This window comes from Rhizobiaceae bacterium (genome assembly GCA_023953845.1).
In the GTDB taxonomy this organism is placed as follows: domain Bacteria; phylum Pseudomonadota; class Alphaproteobacteria; order Rhizobiales; family Rhizobiaceae; genus Arvimicrobium.
Genome location: JAMLJC010000001.1, coordinates 4,140,628 through 4,166,414, shown reverse-complemented (window position 1 = coordinate 4,166,414; position 25,787 = coordinate 4,140,628). Strand labels below are relative to the sequence as shown.

At 63.7% G+C, this 25,787-nt stretch carries 23 protein-coding genes and 3 tRNA genes; 7 read left to right on the top strand and 19 right to left on the bottom strand.

Features of this window, described 5'->3' with window-relative positions; all coding sequences use genetic code 11:
• Positions 1–9 precede the first annotated feature (9 nt).
• From pdhA to M9955_20595, 7 genes are all read right to left on the bottom strand, one after another.
• Complete coding sequence (gene pdhA, locus M9955_20625) at positions 10–1,080, bottom strand: pyruvate dehydrogenase (acetyl-transferring) E1 component subunit alpha (protein MCO5084047.1); 1,071 nt, start codon at positions 1,078–1,080, stop codon at positions 10–12.
• A 185-nt stretch (positions 1,081–1,265) separates the two neighbouring features.
• Entirely contained in the window at positions 1,266–1,592 is a 327-nt protein-coding gene (locus tag M9955_20620) for a septum formation initiator family protein (protein ID MCO5084046.1), read from the bottom strand.
• 145 nt (positions 1,593–1,737) lie between these two features.
• Positions 1,738–3,012 (bottom strand): phosphopyruvate hydratase, encoded by a 1,275-nt coding sequence (gene eno / locus M9955_20615; protein MCO5084045.1) that lies wholly within the window; start codon positions 3,010–3,012, stop codon positions 1,738–1,740.
• 93 nt (positions 3,013–3,105) lie between these two features.
• The gene (locus M9955_20610) at positions 3,106–4,086 is read right to left on the bottom strand and encodes an isopenicillin N synthase family oxygenase (protein ID MCO5084044.1); all 981 of its coding nucleotides are present in this window, start codon (positions 4,084–4,086) and stop codon (positions 3,106–3,108) included.
• A gap of 101 nt (positions 4,087–4,187) precedes the next feature.
• On the bottom strand, positions 4,188–4,553 hold the full coding sequence (locus M9955_20605) for a PRC-barrel domain-containing protein (protein MCO5084043.1): 366 nt from the start codon (positions 4,551–4,553) through the stop codon (positions 4,188–4,190).
• A gap of 71 nt (positions 4,554–4,624) precedes the next feature.
• Complete coding sequence (locus M9955_20600; GenBank protein ID MCO5084042.1) at positions 4,625–5,008, bottom strand: DUF2155 domain-containing protein; 384 nt, start codon at positions 5,006–5,008, stop codon at positions 4,625–4,627.
• A 199-nt stretch (positions 5,009–5,207) separates the two neighbouring features.
• Positions 5,208–5,606, bottom strand: coding sequence for an NADH:ubiquinone oxidoreductase subunit NDUFA12 (locus M9955_20595; GenBank protein ID MCO5084041.1), 399 nt, complete (start codon positions 5,604–5,606; stop codon positions 5,208–5,210).
• Positions 5,607–5,779: 173 nt separating this feature from the next.
• On the opposite strand from M9955_20595, the gene M9955_20590 reads away from it, so the two are divergent.
• Positions 5,780–6,250: a CAP domain-containing protein gene (locus M9955_20590; GenBank protein MCO5084040.1), complete on the top strand. Its 471-nt coding sequence runs from the start codon at positions 5,780–5,782 to the stop codon at positions 6,248–6,250.
• Between the two features lie 36 nt (positions 6,251–6,286).
• Here the strand turns inward: M9955_20590 and gatB are convergent, their stop codons facing one another.
• Together gatB and M9955_20580 are read right to left on the bottom strand one after the other, a co-directional pair.
• Positions 6,287–7,786, bottom strand: coding sequence for an Asp-tRNA(Asn)/Glu-tRNA(Gln) amidotransferase subunit GatB (gene gatB / locus M9955_20585; GenBank protein MCO5084039.1), 1,500 nt, complete (start codon positions 7,784–7,786; stop codon positions 6,287–6,289).
• Positions 7,787–8,022: 236 nt separating this feature from the next.
• A tRNA-Met gene (locus M9955_20580) sits at positions 8,023–8,099 on the bottom strand.
• A 212-nt stretch (positions 8,100–8,311) separates the two neighbouring features.
• Between M9955_20580 and M9955_20575 the strand changes: the two genes are divergently transcribed.
• A complete protein-coding gene (locus M9955_20575) occupies positions 8,312–9,613 on the top strand; it encodes a DUF763 domain-containing protein (GenBank protein ID MCO5084038.1) in 1,302 nt (433 codons plus the stop codon).
• A gap of 1 nt (position 9,614) precedes the next feature.
• Here M9955_20575 and M9955_20570 read toward each other — a convergent pair whose 3' ends face one another.
• The 5 genes from M9955_20570 to M9955_20550 all read right to left on the bottom strand — a co-directional run bounded on the left by M9955_20570 (position 9,615) and on the right by M9955_20550 (position 15,385).
• Positions 9,615–10,556 carry an ABC transporter permease gene (locus M9955_20570; protein MCO5084037.1) on the bottom strand — a complete coding sequence of 314 codons (942 nt, stop codon included), beginning with the start codon at positions 10,554–10,556 and terminating at the stop codon, positions 9,615–9,617.
• Complete coding sequence (locus tag M9955_20565; protein MCO5084036.1) at positions 10,553–11,542, bottom strand: ABC transporter permease; 990 nt, start codon at positions 11,540–11,542, stop codon at positions 10,553–10,555. Before M9955_20565 ends, M9955_20570 begins: the two co-directional genes overlap by 4 nt.
• Complete coding sequence (locus M9955_20560; GenBank protein ID MCO5084035.1) at positions 11,539–13,053, bottom strand: sugar ABC transporter ATP-binding protein; 1,515 nt, start codon at positions 13,051–13,053, stop codon at positions 11,539–11,541. Before M9955_20560 ends, M9955_20565 begins: the two co-directional genes overlap by 4 nt.
• Positions 13,054–13,114: 61 nt before the next feature.
• The gene (locus M9955_20555) at positions 13,115–14,140 is read right to left on the bottom strand and encodes an ABC transporter substrate-binding protein (GenBank protein MCO5084034.1); all 1,026 of its coding nucleotides are present in this window, start codon (positions 14,138–14,140) and stop codon (positions 13,115–13,117) included.
• A gap of 57 nt (positions 14,141–14,197) precedes the next feature.
• Positions 14,198–15,385 carry a Gfo/Idh/MocA family oxidoreductase gene (locus M9955_20550; GenBank protein MCO5084033.1) on the bottom strand — a complete coding sequence of 396 codons (1,188 nt, stop codon included), beginning with the start codon at positions 15,383–15,385 and terminating at the stop codon, positions 14,198–14,200.
• 308 nt (positions 15,386–15,693) lie between these two features.
• Here M9955_20550 and M9955_20545 point away from each other — a divergent pair, with 308 nt between their 5' ends.
• Entirely contained in the window at positions 15,694–16,479 is a 786-nt protein-coding gene (locus M9955_20545) for an SDR family oxidoreductase (protein MCO5084032.1), read from the top strand.
• A 78-nt stretch (positions 16,480–16,557) separates the two neighbouring features.
• Here M9955_20545 and M9955_20540 read toward each other — a convergent pair whose 3' ends face one another.
• Complete coding sequence (locus M9955_20540; GenBank protein ID MCO5084031.1) at positions 16,558–17,682, bottom strand: amidohydrolase family protein; 1,125 nt, start codon at positions 17,680–17,682, stop codon at positions 16,558–16,560.
• 51 nt (positions 17,683–17,733) lie between these two features.
• Positions 17,734–18,825, bottom strand: a complete 1,092-nt coding sequence (locus M9955_20535) for a Gfo/Idh/MocA family oxidoreductase (protein MCO5084030.1) — start codon at positions 18,823–18,825, stop codon at positions 17,734–17,736.
• 254 nt (positions 18,826–19,079) lie between these two features.
• On the opposite strand from M9955_20535, the gene M9955_20530 reads away from it, so the two are divergent.
• Positions 19,080–19,397, top strand: coding sequence for a hypothetical protein (locus M9955_20530; protein ID MCO5084029.1), 318 nt, complete (start codon positions 19,080–19,082; stop codon positions 19,395–19,397).
• A 14-nt stretch (positions 19,398–19,411) separates the two neighbouring features.
• On the opposite strand, the gene M9955_20525 is transcribed toward M9955_20530, so the two are convergent.
• Positions 19,412–21,391, bottom strand: a complete 1,980-nt coding sequence (locus M9955_20525) for a bifunctional 2',3'-cyclic-nucleotide 2'-phosphodiesterase/3'-nucleotidase (GenBank protein ID MCO5084028.1) — start codon at positions 21,389–21,391, stop codon at positions 19,412–19,414.
• Positions 21,392–21,546: 155 nt separating this feature from the next.
• Positions 21,547–21,622 (bottom strand) — tRNA-Val (locus M9955_20520).
• A 202-nt stretch (positions 21,623–21,824) separates the two neighbouring features.
• Here M9955_20520 and M9955_20515 point away from each other — a divergent pair.
• Both M9955_20515 and M9955_20510 read left to right on the top strand, forming a co-directional pair.
• Positions 21,825–21,901, top strand: a tRNA-Asp gene (locus M9955_20515).
• Between the two features lie 241 nt (positions 21,902–22,142).
• Positions 22,143–23,120 (top strand): murein L,D-transpeptidase, encoded by a 978-nt coding sequence (locus tag M9955_20510; GenBank protein ID MCO5084027.1) that lies wholly within the window; start codon positions 22,143–22,145, stop codon positions 23,118–23,120.
• Between the two features lie 36 nt (positions 23,121–23,156).
• Here the strand turns inward: M9955_20510 and M9955_20505 are convergent, their stop codons facing one another.
• A complete protein-coding gene (locus M9955_20505; protein MCO5084026.1) occupies positions 23,157–24,179 on the bottom strand; it encodes a Gfo/Idh/MocA family oxidoreductase in 1,023 nt (340 codons plus the stop codon).
• Between the two features lie 176 nt (positions 24,180–24,355).
• Here M9955_20505 and uxaC point away from each other — a divergent pair, with 176 nt between their 5' ends.
• Positions 24,356–25,765, top strand: coding sequence for a glucuronate isomerase (uxaC, locus tag M9955_20500; protein MCO5084025.1), 1,410 nt, complete (start codon positions 24,356–24,358; stop codon positions 25,763–25,765).
• Positions 25,766–25,787: the final 22 nt, after the last annotated feature.

Here is a 25,787-nt window from a genome sequence, read left to right as displayed (position 1 = left end):
CGCCCTCCCTCAGAGATACACGTCCGTCCAGAGTTCGGACGCATCCGGCTCCGGATCGGTCTGGGCGAAGTCGGCGGAGTCGGCGACGATGTCGCGAACCTCCTTGTCGATATTTTTCAGTTCGTCCTCGGTTGCCCACTTCTTGTCAAGAACACGCGCCTTCACCTGCTCGATCGGATCGTGTTCGGAACGCATCTTCTGGACCTCGTCCTTCGAGCGGTATTTCGCCGGGTCGGACATGGAATGGCCGCGATAGCGGTAGGTGAGCATTTCGAGGATGATCGGCCCCTTGCCGGATCGTGCCCATTCGGTGGCCATCTCGGCGGCCGATTTCACGGCGCGCACATCCATGCCGTCCACCTGGATGCCGGGGATGCGGAAGGAGATGCCGCGATGCGAGAAATCGGTTTCCGCCGACGAGCGCGTCACGGAGGTGCCCATGGCGTAACGATTGTTCTCGATCACGTAGATCACCGGCAGCTTCCACAGGGAAGCCATGTTGAAGCTTTCGTAGACCTGCCCCTGATTGGCCGCGCCGTCGCCGAAGAAGGTGAGGGAGACGTTGCCGTTGTCGCGATATTTGTTGGCGAAGGCGAGACCCGTACCAAGCGACACCTGCGCGCCGACGATGCCGTGGCCGCCGTAAAAGTGCTTTTCCTTGGAGAACATATGCATCGAGCCGCCCTTCCCCTTGGAATAGCCGCCCTTGCGCCCCGTCAACTCGGCCATGACGCCGCGCGGGCTCATGTCCATCGCCAGCATGTGACCATGGTCGCGATAGGCCGTGATCATCTGATCGCCCTCGACCAGCGCCATCTTCAGGCCGGTCACCACCGCTTCCTGACCTATATAGAGATGGCAGAAGCCGCCGATGAAGCCCATGCCGTAAAGCTGGCCGGCCTTCTCCTCGAAGCGGCGGATGAGCAGCATGTCGCGATAGGCGCGAAGCTCTTCTTCCCTGGTGAATTCGGCGGGCTTCGGCGCCGCCGGGGTCGAAACCGACGCCTTGGCGTCAGACCTGCTTTTTGATTTGGTATCAGACTTGGCTTTCGCCGGCGCTTTTCGAGCGGCAGTCGCCATGCGTCACTCCCTATGTCGCGTCTCTTCCCGGACCGCAAAAGGGAGTTCAGGCGGCGCCCCCTCCCCTCTGAATTGGAGAGAAGCTAACATGCAAAAACATTCTCGGCCATGCTGAAAAATGCATGGCTGACATGCTTTCAAACCCTTATAAATACTGGATTTCCAAGCAATTAACTTGATTCTGATTAATTAGAAAGGGAGCGGTCAAGCAGGACCGTCACCTCGTCCTCCTTCGACATGCTGAGCGCGCGGCGCGCCTGTTCGTCAAGCATATCCTTCTCCAGCGAACCGTCGCGCAGAAGGTTCGTCCGCCGCTCGATATGCATGCGCTCGTCGTGCAACCTGCCCAACCTGGCCGTCAGTTCGGCACGGCGCGCCTCGAATTGCGCCTTGGAATTGATGCCGTACTGGCCGTTATAGGCATGGTAGCCGAAATAGCTCAGAAACGCAGCGCAAACCGCCGGCAGGATGAGCCGGCCGGTGTTCCTGTTCTTGTGATGGCGTGTCCACATCGCGGAGAGTCCCTGCGGGATCTTCCTTGTCGCTCAACCATGCTTAACAGGCGGTTACACCAGATCCGAAGCGTGGGCGATCGAGCAAACGAAAATGGCCGGCGCACCAGCGCCGGCCACATGCCGCGAAGACTGTGCGGTGGCGTCAGCCCTTGAGGATCGAACGCCCGGCGTACTTCGCCTGCTTGCCAAGCTCTTCCTCGATGCGGATCAGCTGGTTGTATTTGGCCAGCCGGTCGGAGCGCGCCAGCGATCCGGTCTTGATCTGCCCGCAATTGGTGGCGACGGCGAGATCAGCGATCGTGGAGTCTTCCGTCTCGCCCGAGCGATGCGACATCACGGCGGTATAGGCGGCCTTGTGCGCCGTCTCCACCGCGTCCAGCGTTTCCGACAGAGAGCCGATCTGGTTGACCTTGACGAGGATCGAGTTGGCGACGCCCATCTTGATGCCGTCGCGCAGCCGGGCGGAATTGGTGACGAAGAGATCGTCGCCGACGAGCTGCACGCGCTTACCGCAGAGATCAGTCAGCGTCTTCCAGCCTTCCCAGTCGTCCTCGGCCATGCCGTCCTCGATCGAAATGATCGGATAGTCAGCGGCCAGCTTGGCGAGATACTTCGCCTGCGTCTTCGGGTCGCGCGTCTTCCTTTCGCCTTCGTAGACGTAGTTGCCGTCCTTGAAGAACTCGGTCGATGCGCAGTCGAGGCCGAGCGCGACCTGCTCGCCCGGTGTGTAGCCGGCCTTATCGATCGACTCCATGATGAAGTCGAGCGCGGCCTGCGCGCTCTTGAGGTTCGGCGCGAAGCCGCCCTCGTCTCCGACATTGGTGTTGTGGCCGGCGTCCTTGAGCCGCTTCTTCAGCGTATGGAAGATTTCCGAACCCCACTGGACGGCCTCGCGGATGTTCGCGGCGCCCACCGGCATGATCATGAATTCCTGAAAATCGATCGGATTGTCGGCATGCGCGCCGCCATTGATGATGTTCATCATCGGCACCGGAAGGACATGCGCGCCGGCGCCGCCGACATAACGATAGAGCGGCAGGCCGGCCGCCTCGGACGCCGCCCTGGCGACGGCAAGCGAGACGCCGAGAATGGCGTTCGCGCCAAGCCGGCTCTTGTTCGGCGTGCCGTCGAGATCGATCATGGTCTGATCGATATGGAGCTGGCTTTCGGCTTCCATGCCGCCGATCGCCTCGAAGATCTCGCCGTTGACAGCTTCCACCGCCTTCAGCACGCCCTTGCCGAGGTAGCGCTTGCCGCCGTCGCGAAGCTCGACCGCCTCATGCGCGCCGGTGGAGGCGCCCGACGGCACCGCCGCGCGGCCCATCGAGCCGTCTTCCAGCACCACGTCCACCTCGACCGTGGGGTTGCCGCGGCTGTCCAGTATCTCGCGGCCGACGATATCGACGATGGCAGTCATGGCAGAACCTCTTGGGCTGGTGCAGGAAAATCGCGCTCCTCTTAGCCGAAGCGCGTCAAAACGCAACGTGGCGAACCGCCGATACCGGCCGCCTCACGCCGCCGGCTTCACCGTCGACCTGAATTTCGACATGAGGTACGGCCCGGATTTGACGGACTCATAACGCGGCGTCTCGCCGGGTTCGAGACAGGATTCGATGCAGACGATGTCCTGATCCCAGTTCGGCTGATGGAAGAAAGCCAGCGACTGGCGGCGCGCCGGATTCCCGTCGCTGACCACGCGATGCAGGGTGGAGACCCAACGGTCGTTCGTCCATAGCGCCATGAGGTCGCCGATATTGATGACGAAGGCGCCCGGCACAGGCGGCACCTCCTTCCACGCACCTTCCGGCGTGTAGATTTGCAACCCGCCGGAACCTGCCTGCGGCAAGAGAATCGTCAGGCTGCCGTAGTCGGTATGCGCCCCCGCTCGCAACTGGCCCGGCTGCGGCGGAACCGTCGTCTCGGGATAGTTCAAGGCACGGAGAGCACTGATCGGCCTGTCGATCGTCGGATCGAAATAGGTCTCGGGCAGCTTCAGCGCCACGGCGAACACACGCATGATGCGCGCGGCCAGATTCTCCATCGCCCGGTAATAGGCCTGCCATGCCTCGACAAAGCCTGCCGGCTCGACCGGCCAGATGGTTTCGGCATAGCAAAAGGCCAATGCCTCGGGGTCGGAGAGACCGGGCGGCACGGAAAGCGGGCCACCATTGAAGCTCTCCTTCAGGTCCGGCGGCGTATCCTGGCCTTTGGACTTGGCCAGCGCTTCGACGCCCGGTCCGAGATAGCCGTAGGGATACCCGGGAAACGGCGCCCTCGCCTTTTCCTTTTCTTCGGCCGGCAGATCGAAGAATGCCCTCGCCTTCGACCAGACACCGTCGATCACGCCCTGCGGCACCGAATGCCCGCCGATGGCGAGGAAGCCGGTGGTCCGGCAAATATGATCCACCTCGGCGCCCAGTTGCGCGCGCTCGATAGCGCCTGCGCCTTCAAAACGTGAGAGATCAAAGACGGGGAAGTCGTGCGAGGTCATATCGGGCTCCTTAACGCGGGAGCGTAAAGCACGAGCGGTCCAAAACAAAGCGGCCCGGCGATTGCTCGCCGGGCCGGGTCCGCCGCATCTCGACTTGAAGGTCAGTTCCAGTAGGGATCGACCTTGTAATACTCATATGACGCGTCGCGGGCCCTCTGGCCGTCATCGCCGGTCAGTTCGTTGATCGAATAGGCCGGCGCGGCTTCAAGCTGGTCCTTCGAGAAAGGCACGACATAGCCGCCCCGCTCGACGCTGTAGTCGAGCGCCGACCAGGGGACCGCGTGATATTTCTCGCCGATGCCAAGGAAGCCGCCAAAGCCGATCACGGCGAACATGATCCCGTTTGAGGTCTTGTCGAGCATGACGTCCTCGATGGTTCCGATGCTCTCCCCCGCGCCGTTATAGACGGAGGTGCCGATTACCTTGGAGGCCGGGATGGCGGCCGTGTGGCCGGTATGGGTAGTCATGGAAACACTCCTCGTTCGTGCCGGGTGGATCTGCCCAGCACAATGACCGAGGAACCGGAAAGTTCCGGCTTTCAGTTCGTCTTCGCCTCGTCGGGCGGCGGCACGTCGGACTTTTCCTTGCAGCTTTTCAGCCACACGTCATAGACGGGATGCTCCACGGCGTTGAGGCCGGGGCTCTCCGCGAACATCCATCCGGTGAAGATGCGTCGAATCTTGCGGTCGAGCGTGATCTCGTCCACTTCCACGAAGGAGTCCGTCTTCGGCTCCTCGTCCTTCGATCGCGAGTAGCAGACGCGCGGTGTCACCTGCAACGCGCCGAACTGCACGGTCTCGTCGATATAGACGTCGAAATTGATGATCCGGCCGGTGATCTTGTCGATGCCGGCGAATTCCGCGACCGGATTGGTGAGGCGTTCAGCGCTGGCCGCGCCCGCAAACATACCCGCGGCGAGCATGGCAAGAAGGCCAACACGCAGGCCTGTGGCGACACCATTTGCCGAAGGAAACATCGCTACCGATCTTTGCCGCACATTCGAAGGAACGCACCGCCCGGATCGGCGGCGTTCAAGCGCCTTAGAAGTCAATTGTGGCGATAAAAGACCGATTCGCGGTTTCCAAGAAACCCGCGCGTCTTTCAACCGCCAAAGGAGGGCTTTACGAACCCGGCGTCCAGGCGTCGTAGTCGCCGGTGACCTGCGGCCGATGCTGGTTGCCGAGGATGGAACCCTTCGGGCGGTAAGCCTTGGGGCTGCCGGTAAGATTCGGCTCGTGCGGCTTCTGCCATTCGCGCGGCTTGTAGTTTTCCTTCACCGGCGGCGTGTCCACACGGTGATGAATCCAGCCGTGCCAGCCCGGCGGAATGATGGAAGCCTCCGAATAACCGTTGTAGATCACCCAGCGGCGCGTCTGGCCGTCCGAGTTCACGCCGCCCTCATAATAGATGTTGCCGAATTCGTCCTGGCCGACTTCCTTGCCGTACCGCCAGGTGTGGAAACGCGTGTTGAGCGTCTGCCCATTCCACCAGGTGAAAAACTGCGTCAGAAACTTCATCATGGACAACTCATTGGACGCGTGGGCGAACCGGCGCTGCGTCGCTGCCGTTATGGCTTCCTGCCCCGCATCTGGCAAGCATCCAATCGCGCCGGCGACATCGTGACAGCAAAAAGCCACCGTTTCGGCGGATAGCCAGCCCGGTGTGCATCCGGAAAGGAAGGATCTGGTCGGGCATGACGAATTTCGTGCGCGCATCCGTCGCCGTTGCGGCGCTTCTTATCCTCGCGGCATGCCAGAGCGACGTGTCGACGGTGAGCGCGAGCGGCGAGAATGGCGCGGGTGTCCCTTATCTGCGTGAGATTCGCGCGGAGGCCGGCATGCCGCTTCTCCTTCCCGACGCCGCGCTGGAAAGGGCGGCGCTGCAGCAGGCATCATTCATGGCCGGAGCCGGCGCCATGAAACACACGACCGGCTTTCGCCGCGCCTTCGACCGGCGCATGCGCCAGAATGGCGTGCCGGGCGCGGCGGCCGAGAACATCGCGCATGGCGCGTTCGGCGCCGAAGAGCTGTTCCGGCGCTGGATGGACTCGCCGCCGCATCGCCGCAACATGCTGGATCGAAGCTATACGCGCTTCGGACTGGCCGCCGCGGCCGACCCGCTTGGCGGCGGCAGGCGCTATTGGGCGCTGGTCCTCGCCAGGTAGCAGCAGGGGCGCGTCCGGCACTGTTTGCGCAGTGCCTCACTCAATGCCGAGCTTCGCCTTCACCAGATCGTTGACGGCCTGCGGGTTGGCCTTGCCGCCGGTGGCCTTCATGACCTGACCGACGAACCAACCCGCCAGCGTCGGCTTCGCCTTCGCCTGCTCGACCTTGTCGGGGTTGGCGGCGATGATGTCGTCCACCGCCTTCTCGATTGCGCCGGTGTCGGTCACCTGCTTCATGCCGCGCGCCTCGACCACCGCGCGCGGATCGCCGCCCTCGTTCCAGACGATTTCGAACAGGTCCTTGGCGATCTTGCCCGAAATCGTGCCTTCCTTGATGAGATCGATGATCGCGCCGATCTGGTCGGGCGAAACCGGAGCGGATTCAATGTCTTTTCCGGCCTTGTTCAACGCGCCGAGCAGATCGTTGATGACCCAGTTCGCGGCGGTCTTGCCGTCGCGGCCGGAAGCGGCCTTCTCGAAGTAATCGGCGATCGACTTCTCGGAAACCAGAACCGACGCGTCATAGGCCGACAGGCCCATCTCCCTCACGAAACGAGCCTTCTTGTCGTCCGGCAGCTCCGGCAGGTTTTTGGCGAGATCGTCCACGAAAGCCTGATCGAACTCCAGCGGCAGAAGGTCCGGATCTGGGAAGTAGCGGTAGTCGTGCGCCTCTTCCTTCGAGCGCATGGAGCGCGTCTCGCCCTTGCTCGGGTCGAACAGGCGGGTCTCCTGATCGATCGAGCCGCCATCCTCCAGAACGGCGACCTGGCGCCGCGCCTCGTATTCGATGGCCTGTCCGACGAAGCGGATGGAGTTGACGTTCTTGATCTCGCAGCGCGTGCCGAAAGGCCCGCCAGGGCGGCGCACCGAGACGTTGACGTCGGCGCGCATGGAGCCTTCGTCCATGTTGCCGTCGCAGGTGCCGAGATAGCGGACGATGGTGCGCAGCTTGGTGAGATAGGCCTTCGCCTCGTCGGCCGAGCGCATGTCCGGCTTCGAGACGATCTCCATCAGCGCCACGCCGGAGCGGTTGAGATCGACATAGGACATGGTGGGGTGCTGGTCATGCATCGACTTGCCGGCATCCTGCTCCAGATGCAGGCGTTCGATGCCGACTTCGATATCCTCGAAATTGCCCTTCGAATCGGGGCCGATCGACACCGACACGATGCCCTCGCCGACGATCGGCTGCTTGTACTGCGAGATCTGGTAGCCCTGCGGCAGGTCCGGATAGAAATAGTTCTTCCGGTCGAAGACCGACTTGTGGTTGATCTGTGCCTTGAGGCCGAGGCCGGTGCGCACCGCCTGCCTCACGCACTCCTCGTTGATGACGGGCAGCATGCCGGGCATTGCCGCGTCGACCATGCTGACATTGGCGTTGGGCGCGGCGCCGAAGGCCGTGGAAGCACCGGAGAAAAGCTTGGATTCGGACGTCACCTGGGCATGGACCTCCATGCCGATGATGATTTCCCAGTCGCCTGTGGCACCGGGGATCAGGCGTTTCGGATCGGGCGTGCGCGTATCGACGAGCGTCATGGAAACCTGCGAATATCGAATCCTGTCGGCGAGCCGGCCGTCTGCGGCCAGCGTCAGCCTTCGCTAGTGCAAACGCCCGGCATAGGCAAGCATCGCGCGGCGCATCAGGTCGTGGAGAGAGGCCCTGCCCGCCATCGGCATCTCCGGGCAGGGTACATTATTTCGATGGTGGCGGAGGGGCGAATTGGTCAGCTCACCTCGCGAGAACGCACAGGAAAAGTCGTCGGGAGGTTGCATGGTAGCGGAGGAGGGATTCGAACCCCCGACACAAGGATTATGATTCCTCTGCTCTAACCGACTGAGCTACTCCGCCCCGGTGCAATTCCGCGAGAGCGGCGAACCGCCCGGCGGGTCGCCAAGGACGCGCGGATATAAGGTTGAGCGATCCGGCCTGTCAAGAACAGTCGGCGCAAGGATTCGCTTTGTTGCGGTAACCGTCGTGGGTGCCGCTCAATACCGCCGCTGGCGATTGCCTTGGCGATGCCTACATAGAGGCGCTATGCGATTCTTCCCGGCAGAAAGGCCATGAGCCAGCGCAGCGGCAGCGCCGACCTGCCCCTGCACGGCGGGCGCGTGCCACGCTGGCTTGCCGACCGGATGACGCGTCTCGGCGTGCTGATCGCTGAATCGATCGTGCAGCACTACGGCCGCGATGAATTCCTGTGCCGGCTGGCTCACCCCTACTGGTTCCAGTCCTTCGGCGCTGTGATGGGCATGGACTGGCACTCTTCGGGGATCACGACCAGCGTGCTTGGCGCTCTGAAGCGCGGGCTGGCGCCGCGCGCCGGCGAACTCGGACTGCATGTCTGCGGCGGACGGGGTGCTCACTCCCGCAAAACGCCGGCCGAATTGCAGGCCATCGGCGGACGCGTGGGATTTGACGGCGAGGCCCTGGCAACCGCCAGCCGTCTCGTGGCGAAGGTGGACAGCGCCGCCGTGCAGGACAGCTTCGATCTCTACCTGCACGGTTTCATCGTCACAGACGACGGCAAATGGACCGTCGTTCAGCAGGGCATGAACGGCGACAGCCGGCAGGCCCGGCGTTATCACTGGCTGTCGGAAGGGTTGAAAAGTTTCGTGGATGAACCGCACGCCGCGATCGAGGGCGAGCGGCAGGGCGACATCGTCAACCTCGTGGACCGTCGCGCATCCGCGTCCCGCACGGGGCAGATCGACATCCTGCGGGATCTCGGACCGGACCGGATCGTCTCCGAGCTTGCCGCGCTGGAACCGAACGAAGCGCCCCAGCCCGATCAACTGAGCCTGCCGCACCTTGTCATGCCTGCCCACCACGACGTCCGGGAGAGCGACATTGTCATGCGCCGCCTGCACGGCAACATCGCCGCCGCGACCGACCGGGGGCCGGAAGATTTCGCCGAACTTCTGTTGGTGCCCGGCGTCGGAGCCCGCACCGTGCGCGCCCTTGCGATGGTGGCCGAGGTCGTGCATGGCGCGCCATGCCGGTTCTCCGATCCCGGACGTTTCTCGCTCGCCCATGGCGGCAAGGACCGGCATCCGTTTCCGGTGCCTTTGAAGGTCTATGACGAGACGATCAATGTCTTGAAGTCGGCGGTGACGAAAGCGAAACTCGGGCGCGACGAAGCGGCCGGCGCGCTGAAGCGGCTGGACGATCAGTCGCGCCGCCTTGAACGCTACGTCACCGGCCCGAGCCTCAAGGAGATCGTCGCGGGCGAATTCGACCAGTCGCATCTGTTGGGCGGAAGGAGCGTCTTCGGCTGGGAACCGGCGCCCGATCGTCCGCCCATGCCGGACGAAGGTGGTTCGCCCAAGGGTTCCGCAAGCGGCAGCCGGGACGAGACAGGCTGACCTATTCGGTCAGCCGGGCATAGGCCGCGGCAAGCAGCAGGATGATGAGACCATAAAGGATCTGCTTTGTCGGCTCGTGGACCTCGAGCAAGGTCAGCAGGCTGGTCAGTACGGTGAGGATCAGCGCGCCGACGATCGTGCCGGCATAGCCGCCCCGTCCGCCGAAGATCGACGTGCCGCCGATGATGACGCAGGCCACCGACGGCAGCAGATAGGCGTTCGCCAGGCTGAGATCCGACGCGTTGGTTCCGCCCACCAGCACCAGTCCGGCGACAGCCGCGAGAACGGCGCAGACCACGTAATCGACGAAAACCACGCGCCAGACGCGGATGCCGGCGAGATGGCAGGCGTCGCGATTGTCGCCAATGGCGTAGAGCAGGCGGCCGTAGCCCGTGCGATGCAGCACGAACAGCACCAGCCCGCCAATGACCACCCAGAGGAACAGGTTCACCGGCACAAGGCCCATCACCTTGGCCGAACCGAGGAACTGGATGATCGCCGGCACATGCGGCTGGCTGGCCATCATCTGCTGGCTGTAGACGATCATGACCCCGGCGCACATCAGGCCGGTGCCGAGCGTCATGATCAGTGGCTGCACCCGCAGCAAGGCCACGCCGATACCGTTTACGACGCCGACCGCCAGGCCGAGCGACAGTGCGATCGAAATCGCGGTGATGTCGCCGGACGTGGCGTTGGTGGCGAGCAGGTAGGCCGCGCCCGTCGCGACGCTCGCGACGGAAAGATCGATCCCGCCGGTCAGCATGACCATGGTCTGGCCGGCGCCGAGGATGGCGAGAGGCGCGGCGAACAGGATCATGTTGGAGATCCAGAGCGGCGTCACCGTTCCCGGCCGCGCGATCTCGATGCCGGCGACGAAGACGAAGAGAATGGCGATCAGCGCATAGATCGTGTTGTTTCGCAGGAAGTCGAGCGCCGCCGTCATTTGCGTTCCTGCATGAAGGCCACGAAGCCGCCTACCATGACGACGAGCACGATTAGCGTGCCCTGGATCACCTGGCCGTAGTTCGGGTCGATGTTGAGGAAGATGAGATCCATCGGGATCAGCGTCAGCAGAAGCGCCGCCGCCACCGGGCCGACCATGCCGCCGCGTCCGCCCGTCAGGCTGACGCCGCCAATGACCGCCGCCGCCACGCTGCTCAGCGTATAGTACGTGCCGGCCAGCGGCGCGCCGATACCGGTCGTCATGGTGAGCCCGATGCCGCCGGCCGCGCAGGCGACGCCCGCGAAAGCGTAGGCCAGTGTCCGCGCGACGCGCACATCGACGCCGCTGCGGAAGGCCGCGACCGGATCGCTGCCTGCGGCATAGATGAGCAGACCGATGCGGCTCTGTCGGACAGGCAGCCAAATCGCCGCGATCACCACGACGATGACGATGAAGGCATTCGGCACCCATTCGGAGAAATCGATGCCGGAAGCAATGTTGAGGAACGCCGCCGGAGCCCCGCCGCCCGGCCGCTCCATGATGAGCAGGGCTACGCCGCCCCAGATGAAGCCGGTCGTAAGCGTCACCACCACGTCGGGAATGCGCGACAGCGCTGCCACGATGCCGTTAAGCGCGCCGATGACGCCCCCTGCCAGGAGAATGAGCACCGCGATTGCGAGCGATTCCTCGAAACTCGCATTCTGCATCAGCCGCGCCGAAAGGACGTTCGCCACGGCGATCTGGGAACCGACCGAGAGATCGATGCCGCCGCTGATGACGACGATGGCCTGCGCGGCGGCGGCCATCGCCAGCGGCAGCGCCCCGAGCGCCAGCGATTGCAGGTCGAACGAGCCAAAATTCGGATGGATGATCGCGGTCGCCAGAATGGCCGCGACGAAGACCAGCGGCATGCCGAATTCGCGCAGAAGCCTGCCGGCCGTCCTGAGGCCTGCCGATCGCGTCGGAGGAGTGGCCGGCTGCGTCATGCGTGCACCTTCGAGACATCCGGCGCCAGCCCGTGAGCGGCGTGGAGAAGCCGCGCCTCGTCGGCCTCATGCGCCGGCATCTCTCCGGAAATCCTGCCGTTAAAGAGAACGATCGCACGATCGCAGGCGAGCGGGATCTCCGGCAACTCCGACGTGAACAGCAGCACGGATGCGCCAGTGCCGGCGATCTCGCGCAGCAGCGCGTAGATCTGCTGCTTGGTGCCGATGTCGATGCCGCGCGTCGGATCGAAGCAAAGCAGCGTGCGGAAACCCGAGGCCAGCCAGCGCGCGATCACCACCTTCTGCTGATTGCCGCCCGACAGGCGGCGCAGTTCCGGGGACGCGCGGGTATCGATCTGCAGGCGGCGGATCGCGTCGTCGACACGGCTGCGCTCGCCGCGCATGTCGATCGGTCCCCAGCCGGCAAGGCCGCCGAAGCCCGCCAGCGCCACGTTCTCGCGGATCGAGCGCTGCGGCAGCAGCGCCTGCAAACGGTTCGCCGGGACGAGCACCAGCCCGGCCGCGATGGCATCGGCAGGATGGCGCAGTTTGAGGACTTCGCCGCGCGCGCGAATTTCGCCCGAAGCGATGCGCCGCACACCGGCGATACAGTCGAAAAGTTCATCCTGCCCCTGCCCTTCGAGCGCCGCGACGCCAAGCACCTCGCCCGGCGCCACGCTGAAGGACAAGTCATGAAGCGCACGGCCGTAGCTGAGATTCCTGATCTCAAGGGCCGGAACGGCATTCGCATCGGCCGCGGTCGGCTGCCGGACGTGGGAGGCGGCTGCCCTGGCGACTTCCTGACCGAGCATCATGTTGACGATCCTGGCCTCGGCGCCCTTCGTTTCCGTGACGCCGACCGTGACGCCGTCTCGCAGCACGGTCGCCCGATCGCAAAGCGCCGACACCTCGGCCATGCGGTGGGAGATGAAGATAACGCTCTTGCCGCCCTTGCGCCATTCATCGACGACGGCAAAGACGCGCTCCGAAAGATCGGCCGGAAGCGCGGCGGTGATCTCGTCAAGCATCAGGATGCTCGGATTGGAAGCGATGGCGCGGGACAGGTCGATAAGGCGCAGGATGGCGAAATCGACGTCGCGCGCTACCGTGGAAAGATCGACGTGGTCGACGCCGAGCTTGCGCATCGCGGCCTTGACGGCGTCGATGGGGACGCGCGCCAGCCGCATGTTCTGCGCAACGGTGAGATCCGGCACGATCGCCGGGTCCTGATAGACGGAGACCACGCCCGCCCGTCGCGCCTCGGCCGGCGAACGGAAACTCCGGTTCTGGCCGGCGAGGCGGAACTCGCCGGCGTCGGCAGGGAAAACCCCGGTTATGATCTTCACAAGAGTCGACTTGCCGGCGCCGTTGGCGCCCATCAGCGCATGGACCTCGCCGGCCCGCACCTGAAGATCGGCTCCGCGCAACGCGACGACGGACCCGAAGCGCTTGGCTACGCCACGGATGTCGAGAAGCAGAATTTCGTCCGGGGTCATTTTCACCGCAGCCATGCCTGCCGCCGAAAAAGCCGGCGGTCCACCCGCCGGCTCGTCCGGTTCACAGCTCGAAGGCTTATTCGCCCGGTCCCTTGCAGGCCAGGATCTGGTCCTTCGTATAGGTGGTGTAGCCTTCGACGGACACGGCGACGCTGTAGAACGGATCGAGCTTCGGATCGTATGAAGCCTTGATCGTATCCATGCCGGTATCCGTATCCCAGACCGTGGGCGTGATCTTCACCTCGTGCGGATGATCCTTCTTCTTCTCCAGAACGTCGAGCGCGAGCGCGAGCCCGGCACCGCCGACCGCCGGCGGATTGGAAACCGCAACGCCGGACAGGCCCTTGTCGTGCTGGTCGATCAGAGCGCCGAGGAAGCCGTTATTGTCGGCTCCGACGACCGGCACGAAGGGCTTGCCCGCCGTCTTGTAGGCCTCGACCACCGGCAGATCGAGACCGGACGTCCAGATGCCGTCGATCTGCTTGCCGGAGGCGAGCAGGTCCTTCATCGTCTGCGCGGTCTTGTTGAGGGCCCAGTCGGTGAACACGGATGTCACCTTGATGTCCGGATAGTTCTTCATGACCTCCTCGAAGCCGGCGTGACGGTCGGCGTCGGCCGGAACGCCGTCGATGCCGCGCATCTCAAGCACCTCTCCCTTGCCGCCGAGCTTCTCGGCCAGCCATTTGGCGCCCGCGCGGCCGTATTCGGTCTGGTCGTTGGAGAGCACATAGGCTTCCGGCGCGGACACCGCCTGGTCGACCGCCACGACGACGATGCCGCGATCGGCCGCCTGCTTGATGACCGGGTTCAGCGCCTCGCGGTCGGAGGGATTGACGATGATGGCGTTTGCGCCTGCCGAGATCAGGTTGCGCAGGTCCGCGATCTGTTCGGACGGACCGCCATTGCGGTTCGCGACGATAACCTTCGAAACCAGACCGGAGGCAAGCGCCTGCGCCTTGACCGAGCAGATCATCTCCTCGCGCCATCCGTTGCCGATCAGCGTGTTGGAAACGCCGACCACATATTTGTCGGCCATAGCGCTGCTGGCCGCCGTCAAGCCGGCAGCCAGCGCGACGCCGGCCAGAAGATACCTGGTGTTCATATTACTCCTCCTGTTCATGCGCTGCCGGCGGGCGCCGGCAGACAACGCAAGCTCCCATCAGACGAGACGCGCGGACGTCCACGCGCCGTTGTTTCGCGACGAAGCCACGGCGGCCTCGACGAATGCAACTCCCCTGGCGCCATCGATGACATCCGGCGTCGCCGCCAGCGCGGCCGGGTCGGGCACCCTGCCCGCACGCCGCGCCCGTACCAGTTCGGCCGCATCGCGGTAGAGATTGGCAAAACCCTCGACATAACCTTCCGGGTGGCCAGCCGGCATGCGCGAACCACGCCGCGCCTCATCCGAATTGGCAGGCCCACCGCGCACCAGCAAGCGCGTCGGCTCGCCATAGGGGGTGAAGCGCAACACTTCGGGCGTCTCGCCTGCCCATTCCAGACCGGCCTTCGTGCCGAATACCTTGAGGCTCAGATTGTTGAGATTGCCAACGGCCACCTGACTCGCGGTCAACAGGCCGCGCGCGCCGTTGCCGAAACGCAGCATGACATGCGCGTTGTCGTCCAGCCGCCGGCCCGGAACAAAGGTCGCAAGGTCGGCCGAAACCTCGGCAAGATCGAGTTGCGTGACGAAGAGCGCCAGATTGTGGGCATGCACGCCGATGTCGGCAAGACAGGCGGATGCCCCTGCCCGCGCCGGATCGGTTCGCCACTCCGCCTGTTTCTGACCATCGGAATCGATCGGATTGGTCAGCCAGTCCTGAATATAGCTTGCGTGAACGACACGCAGGTCGCCGAGTTCGCCCCCGGCAATCATCTCGCGCGCCTGACGCACCATCGGATACCCGGTGTTGTTGAGGGTCACGGCGAAGACCAGCTTCCTTTCGCGCGTCAGCTCAACCAGTTCCCTCGCCTCGCCGAGCGTCGCCGACAGCGGTTTGTCGCAGATGACATCGATGCCCGCCTCCAGAAACGCCTTGGCGACAGGATGATGGAGATGGTTCGGCGTGACGATGATGACGGCCTCGATGCCGTCGGGACGCGCCGCCTCTCGCGCCGCCATCTCGCGATAGTCCGCATATATGCGGTCGGGCGCAAGGCCGAGATCCAGACCGGACAAACGCGCGTTCTCCGCATCGGAGGACAGCGCGCCGGCGGTCAGGACGATCAGATCGTCAAGCCGCACGGCCATGCGATGAACCGCGCCGATGAACGCGTTACGGCCGCCGCCGACCATACCGACCCGCAGGCGTCCGGCGCCGACCCCGCCATCCGAAGTTGCATAGACCATCGGGATCAGCCTTCGCGGATCAGTTCGATCCGGGCTGCCGATCCCGCGTCGAACGCGGAAACGCCTTCCGACTCCTGCGCCATCCGCATACTCCTCCCAGCAACACGGTACGGATTTGCCGACGTCCTTCTGCGGGACATATCGGCCTCAAAACGATCATCGACACAATTCCCGCTTTGTCAATTTGAGTGTAATCGATTTCCAATGCACTTGTGAAAAGCGCTGTGTTCTTGCGCGAATGCTTCCGCCTTCCCGGCAATTATAATATTTCCCTCTGAAATCGCAGGCGAACGGAGCGAAAGAAAGCGGTGGATACGACAATGAAAGGACGCGTCGTCCTGATAACCGGCGCGACGCAGGGAATCGGTCGCGCAGTCGCTCTTCGTGTCGCGCAGGAAGGTGCCGACGGCGTCGTCATCACCGGCCGCGACGCCATTCGCGGAGCCAGGGTCGCGGCCGAGCTCGAAGCCGTCGGTGCGGAGGCGCAGTTCGTCGCCGCAGAACTTTCCGCTCCGGACGGACCGGATACGATCATGCGTGGCGCGCTCGACCGTTTCGGACGCGTCGACGCGCTGGTCAACGCGGCCGGCGCGACGGATCGCGGATCGGCCGCAGACGCCACGCCCGAGCTGTGGGACATGCTGTTCGCGGTCAATTCACGCGCGCCGTTCTTTCTCATGCAGGCGGTCATCAACCATCTGCGGGGCCGCAAGGCGCCGGGAGCGATTGTCAACATACTCTCGATCAATCTGCATGGCGGGACACCCGAACTCGCGGTCTACGCCGCGACGAAGGCAGCGCTGGGCATCCTGACCAAGAATGCCGCCTACGCGCATCGCTTTGACCGCATCCGCATCAATGGCATCAATGTCGGCTGGACGGACACGCCGGCCGAGCGCCAGATGCAGGCGGTAACGCTCGGGCATGGCGAAGGCTGGCTCGACAGGGCAAATGCGGCGCAGCCGAGCGGCAAACTCCTGTCGCCGGACGATATCGCGCGGCTGACGCTGTTCCTCCTAAGCGACGCATCCGCGCCGATGACGGGATCGCTCATCGATCAGGAACAGACGCTCATCATGGGTTTGCGGGATTAGAACTTATCGCGCGCCGCCTCGACTTCATCGGGTGAGGAACGGAATAACAGGCGCTTGCAAATATTTGCAGGGATATCCTCAGCCGGCGATACGCTCGCCGGCGACCCAGACATCCGCCAGACCGAGACGCTCGTCCAGCACGACCACGCTCGCCAGCACCCCCGGAGCGATCCTGCCAAGGTCGTTCAGGCAGAGATATTCCGCCTGGCGCGTGGAACACAATCCGGAGGCCTCCTCGATCGACAGGCCAAGCGACATCAGGTTGCGGAAGGCGTCGATCATGGTGATGGCGCTGCCGGCAAGCGTCCTGCCGTCGCCGAGCGTGATCGTCAGGCCGCGCTTGATGATGGTGCGGTGATCCATGGCGTATTCGCCATCGGGCCGGCCGGCGAATTTCGTCGCGTCGGTGATTGCATAGAGGCGCGGAATGGCGCGGTGGGCGGCAAGCAGAACGTCGGGATGGACATGATTGAGGTCGCAGATCATCTCGGCATATCGGCCATGCGCCAGCGCATAGGCGGCGACGCCCGGATTGCGATGGTCGACACCTGACATGGCGTTGAAAAGATGCGTGAAACCGGCCATCCCGCGTGCGAAGGCGGCGGCTGTCTCACCGGCGGTGGCGAGGCTGTGACCGATCTGCACGCGGCATCCGCGCGCGGTCAACGCCTCCATCACCGCGATGCCGCCCGGAATCTCCGGCGCCACCGTGGCGACGACCAGCTTGCACGTGTCGGCCCATCGCAGCGCCAGCGCGACGTCACCCTCGAGCGGCACGTTCATCTGCGCGCCGAGCTTGTCCGGATTGATGAAAGGTCCTTCGAGATGCGCGCCGAGCACAGTCGGCTCGCCCGGCTGCCTGTCGTTGCGGATCGCTTCGATAAGACCGAGCGAGCGGGTCAGCACATCTGCCGGCGCCGTTGCCGTCGTCGGCGCGATCGCCACTGTGCCATGCGCCGCGTGGAAGCGGAGGAACTGGCGGATTTCTGCCGCACTGCCGAGATAATCTTGCCCGTCGCCTCCATGGACGTGAAGATCGATGAAGCCGGGAATGACGTAGGGCGCGGCGGGCGCTTGTCCGATTTCAAACGGCGTTCCCTCGATCCGCAGGATGCGTTGACCGCCGACAACCGCCGCACCCCGCACCCATCCGGCCGGCGTCAGGATAGAACCGGAGATGGAATGCGTATCCGTTGCCTGCATTTCGAAAGGTCCCTGGCCTGAATGGCTCTCGCGCTCATGTGGATCGCCCGGTCAGAGCTCGATCATCCGCCCTTCCTTGATGCTGCGGTCGGCAGCTAGCACGATCTTGAGGCTGTTGACGGCAGCCTCCATCCCCTCGCCGATATCGCGATCGTTGCGGATGGCGTCGAGCAGATAAAGTTGCTCCAGCCGACAGATCTCGTCGTGGTCCGGCTTGTCGATTACCGGAATCACCTCGTCACCCTCGACCAACCCCTGCTCGGCATTCAGTCCCGCGTGATGAACGAGCACGGCGTCCATCGCGCCGTGCGTGTGGATGTCGGAGGAAAACGTCCACGTCGCGCCTTTTCCGTAACCGAGTCTGTGCGACGGCGGCACGACGCTCACCGATCCCTTGGGTCCGACGATATCCTTGACCATGAAAGCCGCCTCGCTGATCGACGGCCCCCACGCCGCCTCGTACCAGCCAACGGAACCGTCGTCGAAGAAGACCTGAAGGTGCCCGTAATTGTACTGGTCGGGCGCGATTTCGTCCGACAGCCGTGCGCCCATGCCGCTGACGCGCACGGGCTTCGCCAGCGTCATCTGGCACATGGCGTCGACGTAATGCACGCCGCAGTCGACGATCGGCGACAGCGAGGACAAGAGGTTCTTGTGCCAGGTCCACGAAGGACCGATCGACTGCTGATTGAGATTCATGCGCATGACCAGCGGCTTGCCGAGCCCCTGCGCGATTTCGACCACCCGCTTCCAGATCGGGCTGTGGCGCATCGAGTAGCCGACCAGCATCTTCCTGTCGTGCCTGCGAGCCGCCGCGACCACGCGTTCGGCATCTTCCACCGTTTCGGCGAGAGGCTTTTCGACGAAAACATGCGCCCCGGCCTCGAACGCGGCGATTGCAAACGCCGCATGCGTATCCGGCCAGGTGTTGATGGAAACCACATCGGGTTTCAGCGCGGCCAGCGCCTCGTAGTAGTCCGAAAACCGCGGCAGATGACCCCAGGCCTCCGGCAGGTCGGCACGACTCTTCGCGCTGCGGGCGCACAGGCCGACGATCTCGTAGCCGTCGATCTTGTCGTAGGCGCGGCCGTGCGCGAGACCCATATGGCCAAGGCCGACGATCAGGACCCGCAAGTCCGCCATGATGCTTTCTCCCAAACAGATGCCGGCTGGCGAAGGATTTTCTACCAAGCGGCGCAACAGGGGCAGATCGATAGGGCCGGCACGCCTTGGCCGTCAATCGCGCAGATGACGAAACTCGCGCAAGCATGGATATGCGCCGGTTCCGTCCCCATATCGGGAATGTCGCGGCGACGATTGAGCATCTGCCGGCGAAACCATGCTGCGGGATGCCCGTTGAGATCGGCATGGAGAAGTATGGAAGAGGAAATGCCGATATGAGCACGAAGATTCTGGCCGCTGCCACGCTGCTCCTCCTCGCGGGAAGCGCGCTGGCTCAGCAAAGGCAGTTTCCGCCGCCCGGCCAGCTATGCCCGGACGGCTCCGATCCCCAGATCACCGGCATAGGCTGCGTGCCGATCCAGCAACGCAACGCCGTGGATGAAGGCAGGACCTCAACGACGCTACCGCAGCAGACCGCTCCTATCCCGGTGCCGAACGATCCGCTCGGCCAGTCAGGCAACAGCGTGCCGATCAGCCCGGTCAATCCCGGAGGTTTCGGCAATCCGGCGATCCAGCAGCCGCTCGTCCGGTAGCCGCATGGATCTGATCAAAGAGCGATCCGGTAGAGCGCGAAACCGTTCTCCCCTTCGCCGGCCGCCTCGATCGACACGCTTTTTACGTCGCCAAGAAAATCTTTGGCTTTCGGGCCTGTTTCGAAGAGAACCGTAGCGCCCGCTATGGAAGCGAAAGACCAGTTGGCGTCTGCCGAAGGATTGATGGTTTTCTGGTCGATGATGTAGCGGACGATCACGTCCCGGTTGGTGTCCGGCGCTTCCAGAATGACCTTGGAGCCGTCGATCTCCGGGAAATTGCCACCGCCGCCGGCGCGATAATTGTTGGTTGCCACGACGAACTTCTGCGCGGGATCGATCGGCTTCCCATCGAACATCAGATCCCTGATCCGGCTGGACCCGGCATCGAGCACTTCGCCCTTCGGCCCGTATTTCGGCGGTTGCGACAGGTCGATGCGATAGGTCACGCCGTCGATCACGTCGAAATTATAGGAGGGAAAGTCCGGGTTGATTAGCTTCTGGTCGGCTTTGCCCGGCTCGATGCGATTGAAGATGCCGGCGGACATTTCCAGCCACTCCTTCACCTGAGCGCCGGTGATTTCCACCGCGCGCACCGTATTGGGGTATAGATAGAGATCGGCGACGTTCTTGATGGCGATGTCGCCGGCCGGCACGTCCGTGTAGTAGTCCGGCCCGCCCCGGCCGCCCGACTTGAACGGGGCGGCGGCTGACAACACCGGCAGGTCCTTCCACTGTGTGTTTTTGAGAAGGTCCCTGACGTACCAGGTTTGCGCCTGACTGACGATCTGCACCGAAGGATCGTCCGCGACCAGCGCGAAGTAGGAATAGAGCGGCGCCGACGTCTTGCCGACCGGCCGCCGCACATAGGCGAGCGTCGCTTCATGATCCGGCTTCAGCGCCGCGACGATGGTCTCGACATCGCCCACCAGCGCCTTGTTCTTGTTGTCGATGCGCTCGTAGATCGGCCGTGCTTCCGACGTCGCCGAAACGACCCGCCACGTCGACCCGTCCCGCTCGAGGAGCAGGTCGATCAGTCCCATATGCGAGCCCCAGAAACCCGCCATGACCGCCGGCTTGCCCTGCAGCTTGCCGGCCGCGGCGTCGACGCCTTCGAGATCGACGAAATCCTTCGGCCCGGGAAAGACCAGATGCTGGTGCCCCGTGAACACCGCATCGATCCCGTCCACGCCGGCAAGGAAGAAGGAAGCGTTCTCCATCATCTCGCCCTGTTTGACGTCGATGCCGGAATGCGACAGCGCGACGACGATGTCGGCGCCCTCCTCCTTCATCTGCGGCACCCAGGCTCTTGCCGCCTCGACAATGTCGCGCGCCAGTACGTTGCCGGAGAGATTCTTGGCATCCCACATCATGATCTGCGGCGGCACGAATCCGATGATGCCGATCCTGACCGGATGCTCCGCGCCGCTGCCGTCCTTGATCGTGCGATCGAGTATCACGTATGGCTTGAGATAGAGCTTGTCGTCGCGCGGACTGGCTGCGAGTTCCGTGCCCCGCACGAGATTGGCGCAGACAAACGGGAAATTCGCGCCGGCCAGCACCTTGTCCATGAAAGACAGGCCATAGTTGAACTCGTGGTTGCCGAGCGTCGAGCAGGAATAGGCGAGTTCGTTCATGCCCTTTATGACCGGATGGACATCGCCGTCCTTCATGCCTTTTTCGTAGGCGATGTAGTCGCCCATGGGATTGCCCTGCAGAAAATCGCCATTGTCCACCAGCATGGCGTTGGTGGCCTCCTTGCGGATGGCATCGATCAGCGACGCGGTCCGCGACAGGCCCATCGTGTCGTTGGGCTTGTCGGCATAGTAGTCGTAGGGCAGCACATTCACATGGATGTCGGTCGTCTCCATGATCCTGAGATGGGCCTGATTGGCCTGGGCCCTGGCCGAGAACGGATGCAGCGCGATCAGCGCGCCCGCTGCACCGGCGCCGGAGAGAAAATTGCGGCGGTTGATCGAGGGAATCAGTGTCGACATGTCGTCCTCCTGTTGCTCGTCGCCTGAAGGTCATAGCGAACGCAAATAACGGTCATTCGACAAGAGGGAAATTCCGGACGGACAGCAGACGTTCCTGCTGCGCGACAGCACATGCGCCAGACGCGCGCGACATTAAACATAGCTGACGGACAGGATGGTGGGCGATGACGGGCTCGAACCGCCGACATCTTCGGTGTAAACGAAGCGCTCTACCAACTGAGCTAATCGCCCGAACGGCCGGAGGTGTAGGCGGTCGGTTCGTATTTCGCAAGGCATAAATGCAGCGCCGCAAGGCGGCATATGCTGCCTCGCGACTTTCGATATCCACAGGGAATGTTCCTCGGCAAAGCTGTTTTCGCGCGCTTGACACTCCGGTACGAACCCCTTAAGTGACCGCCTCGACGCCGCCGATTTGAAGCGCGTGTCGCAAAGCGCGGGTGTAGCTCAGTCGGTTAGAGTGCCGGCCTGTCACGCCGGAGGTCGCGGGTTCGAGCCCCGTCACTCGCGCCAGTTTCCCCTTGATGCTTGCAGCATGTCGCCATCAGTTACGGTTTGGCCTTGCGTTCGCCTCAAGATGGTCAAATTTGCCTGCTTCGCGGAGCATTATCGGGCGCCGTTCCGGCAATGCCGGTGCGCGGTAATGCCGGATTAACCAAATCCCTGGAGGATGGATCGTGGCGTATCGACGCCCGGTTTCACAATGTCCGAAGAGATCGCGAGCGGTAAGACGTTGCATCGCCTTTTTCTCCGAATGACCATTTTAGCGGCGGCCGGACTGCTGCTCGCCGGATGCGTTTCCAGCGTGCTCGACGCCGATCAGCGCGGTTCGCAGCCGATACCGACGGCGCTCGTCTCGAAGATGAAGGCAAACGCGATGTCGCCGGCCGATCCCATCGTCGTGCGCATCTTCAAGCAGGAAAGCGAACTCGAGATCTGGAAGCGCACGCGCACCGGACAGTATGCGCTGCTGAAGACCTATCCGATGTGCCGTTGGTCGGGACAGCTCGGGCCGAAGAAGCGCGCGGGCGACCGGCAGGCGCCGGAAGGTTTTTACAGCATTCCGGCGAGCATGCTGAACCCCAAGTCGCAGTACTATCTCTCCGTCAATCTCGGCTACCCGAACAGGCTGGAGGCGTCTCTCGGCTACACCGGCGAGGCGTTGATGATCCACGGCGCCTGCTCGTCGTCGGGCTGCTACGCGATGACTGACGAAGGTGTCGGTGAAATCTACGCGGTCGGCAGGGAGGCGCTGAAGGGCGGACAGCGCGCATTCCAGGTCCAGGCATATCCGTTCCGCATGACCGCGCAGAACATGGCGAAGAACCGGAACGATCCGAACTACGCGTTCTGGCAGAATCTGAAGAGCGGCTATGACACATTCGAGAAGACCCGGCGACCGCCGCAGGTAGGCTATTGCGGCGGAGGCTACGCCTTCGCGGCGGAAGGCCAGGCCGCGCCGATCTCCGATCCGCAAGCCGCCTGCCCGCCGGACGGCAATGCGCTGATCGCTGCGCGCGAGAATGCCGACGATGCCGCGATCTCCTCTATGGCGACGGGCAGCATCGCCGTTTCGGAGCAGGCTTATACGGATGGCGGCATGCATCCCGTCTTCCGCAAGATGCTGGAGCGCAACGGCGCGACAAGCCTTGCAAAGCGCACCTCGAAGACGGCAGTGCCGATCAGCCGCCCGGAAGCCGCGCTGGCAGATCCTTACGTGCCGGCGAAATAGCTGCCAGCAGTTTCGGCGGGACGTCTCTTCCTGCGCTCATACCGCTTGCGGCCGGCCCGTTCGCGAAGATTCCAGTATTGCGTCGATCAGACGGTGCACCTTGAGCGCCTCGCGCCCCGTCACCTTCGGATCGCGTCCGTCCTCTATGGCGTCGAGGAAATCCGCCAACACCGCGCGATGATGTTCATGCGGGAAGGCCATGGGATCGGCGCCGGCGCCGCCGCCGAGGCTCCCGTCGTTCTTCCTGATCTCCGTGCCGTCATGAAAGGCGGCGTGCAGTGTCGTCCCATCGATCCGGGCCGTCCCCTTCGACCCGATGATATCGACCGCATCGGCCATGCCGGGATAGGCGCAGGTCGTCGCGCTTACCGTACCGATGCCGCCATTGCCGAAGCGGATGGCGGCCATCGCCAGATCCTCGGTCTCCATACGGTGGATCGAACTTGTCGCGACGTAACCCGTGGCCTCCACGGGGAGACCGGCAAGCGAAATCATGAGGTCCAGCGTGTGGATGCCCTGCGTGAGCAGCACGCCGCCGCCGTCACGCGCCAGCGTTCCACGCCCCGGCTGGTCGTAGTAGCTCTGCGGTCGCCAGTTGTAGAGGCGGGAGGACGCGCTGACGATCTCTCCCAGCCTCCCCTGGCCGATCAGCTCCGCCAACGCCAGGGTGATGGGCCGGAACCGGTGCTGCAACACGACGCCGAGCCTTATGCCGGCGGACGCCGCCGCTGAAACAAGCGCCTCCGAGCGCTCGCGGCTTATTTCGAGAGGTTTTTCCAGGAGCACGTGCTTCCCCGCCTCCGCCGCGCGCCGCATCAGTTCGAGATGGCTGCTGGGCGGCGTCAGCAGCATCACCGCATCGATGGAAGCATCTGAGAAAATCCGCTCGGCGCTGTCGCAGACCGCAAAGCCGTGAGTTGCCGCAAAAGCCTCGCGCCGCGCCGGGCTCGGGCTGAAGGCCGCCACGACTTCGACCCTTTCTCGCAGATCGGCAAGGCTGTGCGCATGCGGACCCGATGCCATGCCGAGACCGATCACGCTGATTCTGACGCGCCCCATTCAAACCTTCCCCATGCTTACTCTCCCGTAGCGGGCATTCTGCGTAGTCAGGCGATGATGACAATGCACCGTTGCAGTCGCAAAAGTCATCATACAAGTTAGACTTTTTTGTATGTTGACACATGAATCTGCCTCTCGATAGGCTTGCCGTGCCGATCAGGGAGGACTGCGGCACGATGAGCGCGTTGGTCGCGGACGATCTTCTGTTTTCGGCGGAAGCGACCGCCCGCGGCGTGGCGCGCGCACTCTACGCGTCGGTGAAGGAACTGCCGATCGTCAGCCCGCACGGCCACACCGACCCGCGCTGGTATGCGCTCGACGAGCCGTTTCCGGACCCGGCGCAGCTTCTGATCGTCCCGGATCACTACGTCTTTCGCATGCTTTTCAGTCAGGGAGTGCCGCTGGAAGATCTCGGCGTTCCCGCCCGCGACGGCTCTCACGTCGAGACGGACGGGCGCACGATCTGGCGACGCTTCGCGGAGAATTTTCATCTTTTTCGCGGCACGCCGACACGGCTCTGGTTCGACTACGTTCTTTCCGGCGTATTCGGCATTGACGACCTGCTGAATGCCGCGACAGCCGACCGATCCTACGACGCCATTGCAGCCCTTTTGCAGACCGAGGCTTATCGACCCCGGGCGTTGTTCAAGCGCTTCAATATCGAAGTTATCGCCACGACCGAGGGCGCGCTGGACGATCTTCGGTATCACCGCCAGATCCGCGACAGCGGCTGGGACGGCCGCGTCGTCACCGCCTACAGACCAGACTCGGTGGTCGATCCGGATTTTGAGGGCTTTCTCGATAACCTCGACCGTCTTGGCGAAATCACCGGCTGCGATACGGGCACATGGGCGGGCTATCTCGAGGCCCATCGCGAGCGCCGCGTCTATTTCAGGGAATTCGGCGCGACCTCGAGCGATCACGGCCACGCTACCGCCGACACGGCGAATCTCTCGTCCGCGGCGGCAGCGGAATTGTTCAACCGCATCCGCGCCGGATCGGACGATGAACGCGAAAGACGGCTGTTCCGCGCCCAGATGCTGACGGAAATGGCGAAGATGAGCCTGGATGACGGGCTGGTCCTTCAGATCCACCCCGGCGCATGGAGGAACCATTCGCCCGCCGCGCTGCAGAAATTCGGCCGCGACAAGGGTTTCGACATTCCGACCCGCACGGATTACGTCGCCGCGCTGAAGCCGCTGCTCGACTGCGTCGGCACCGAGCGCGACCTCACGGTCATCGCCTTCACGCTTGACGAGTCGAGCTACGCGCGGGAACTGGCGCCGCTGGCCGGCGTCTATCCAGCCCTCAGGCTCGGACCGGCCTGGTGGTTTCACGACAGCCCGGAAGGGATACGTCGTTTCCGGGAGATGACCACCGAGACGGCCGGCTTCTACAACACGGTGGGTTTCAACGACGATACCCGCGCCTTCCCATCCATTCCGGCCCGCCACGACCTGGCGCGCCGCGTCGATTGCGCATTCCTCGCGCGTCTCGTCACGGAACACCGCCTGCGGGAGGACGAGGCATACGAGCTTGCGCAGGAACTGGCCTATTCGCTCGCGAAGCGCGCGTATCGGCTCTAGCGAAACCAACCGGGAGGAGATC

What these genes read in the sequence shown, in the direction of transcription:
- M9955_20505 (MCO5084026.1), bottom strand. Translation starts at nt 24,179, where the DNA reads ATGGGGCGCGTCAGAATCAGCGTGATCGGTCTCGGCATGGCATCGGGT.
- M9955_20600 (MCO5084042.1), bottom strand. Translation starts at nt 5,008, where the DNA reads ATGCTCGCCGCGGGTATGTTTGCGGGCGCGGCCAGCGCTGAACGCCTC.
- M9955_20525 (MCO5084028.1), bottom strand. Translation starts at nt 21,391, where the DNA reads ATGTCGACACTGATTCCCTCGATCAACCGCCGCAATTTTCTCTCCGGC.
- M9955_20510 (MCO5084027.1), top strand. Translation starts at nt 22,143, where the DNA reads ATGACCATTTTAGCGGCGGCCGGACTGCTGCTCGCCGGATGCGTTTCC.
- M9955_20555 (MCO5084034.1), bottom strand. Translation starts at nt 14,140, where the DNA reads ATGAACACCAGGTATCTTCTGGCCGGCGTCGCGCTGGCTGCCGGCTTG.
- M9955_20550 (MCO5084033.1), bottom strand. Translation starts at nt 15,385, where the DNA reads ATGGTCTATGCAACTTCGGATGGCGGGGTCGGCGCCGGACGCCTGCGG.
- M9955_20560 (MCO5084035.1), bottom strand. Translation starts at nt 13,053, where the DNA reads ATGGCTGCGGTGAAAATGACCCCGGACGAAATTCTGCTTCTCGACATC.
- uxaC (MCO5084025.1), top strand. Translation starts at nt 24,356, where the DNA reads ATGAGCGCGTTGGTCGCGGACGATCTTCTGTTTTCGGCGGAAGCGACC.
- M9955_20530 (MCO5084029.1), top strand. Translation starts at nt 19,080, where the DNA reads ATGAGCACGAAGATTCTGGCCGCTGCCACGCTGCTCCTCCTCGCGGGA.
- M9955_20610 (MCO5084044.1), bottom strand. Translation starts at nt 4,086, where the DNA reads ATGACCTCGCACGACTTCCCCGTCTTTGATCTCTCACGTTTTGAAGGC.
- M9955_20565 (MCO5084036.1), bottom strand. Translation starts at nt 11,542, where the DNA reads ATGACGCAGCCGGCCACTCCTCCGACGCGATCGGCAGGCCTCAGGACG.
- M9955_20570 (MCO5084037.1), bottom strand. Translation starts at nt 10,556, where the DNA reads ATGACGGCGGCGCTCGACTTCCTGCGAAACAACACGATCTATGCGCTG.
- gatB (MCO5084039.1), bottom strand. Translation starts at nt 7,786, where the DNA reads ATGACGCTCGTCGATACGCGCACGCCCGATCCGAAACGCCTGATCCCC.
- M9955_20535 (MCO5084030.1), bottom strand. Translation starts at nt 18,825, where the DNA reads ATGGCGGACTTGCGGGTCCTGATCGTCGGCCTTGGCCATATGGGTCTC.
- M9955_20620 (MCO5084046.1), bottom strand. Translation starts at nt 1,592, where the DNA reads ATGTGGACACGCCATCACAAGAACAGGAACACCGGCCGGCTCATCCTG.
- M9955_20595 (MCO5084041.1), bottom strand. Translation starts at nt 5,606, where the DNA reads ATGATGAAGTTTCTGACGCAGTTTTTCACCTGGTGGAATGGGCAGACG.
- pdhA (MCO5084047.1), bottom strand. Translation starts at nt 1,080, where the DNA reads ATGGCGACTGCCGCTCGAAAAGCGCCGGCGAAAGCCAAGTCTGATACC.
- M9955_20605 (MCO5084043.1), bottom strand. Translation starts at nt 4,553, where the DNA reads ATGACTACCCATACCGGCCACACGGCCGCCATCCCGGCCTCCAAGGTA.
- M9955_20575 (MCO5084038.1), top strand. Translation starts at nt 8,312, where the DNA reads ATGAGCCAGCGCAGCGGCAGCGCCGACCTGCCCCTGCACGGCGGGCGC.
- eno (MCO5084045.1), bottom strand. Translation starts at nt 3,012, where the DNA reads ATGACTGCCATCGTCGATATCGTCGGCCGCGAGATACTGGACAGCCGC.
- M9955_20590 (MCO5084040.1), top strand. Translation starts at nt 5,780, where the DNA reads ATGACGAATTTCGTGCGCGCATCCGTCGCCGTTGCGGCGCTTCTTATC.
- M9955_20540 (MCO5084031.1), bottom strand. Translation starts at nt 17,682, where the DNA reads ATGCAGGCAACGGATACGCATTCCATCTCCGGTTCTATCCTGACGCCG.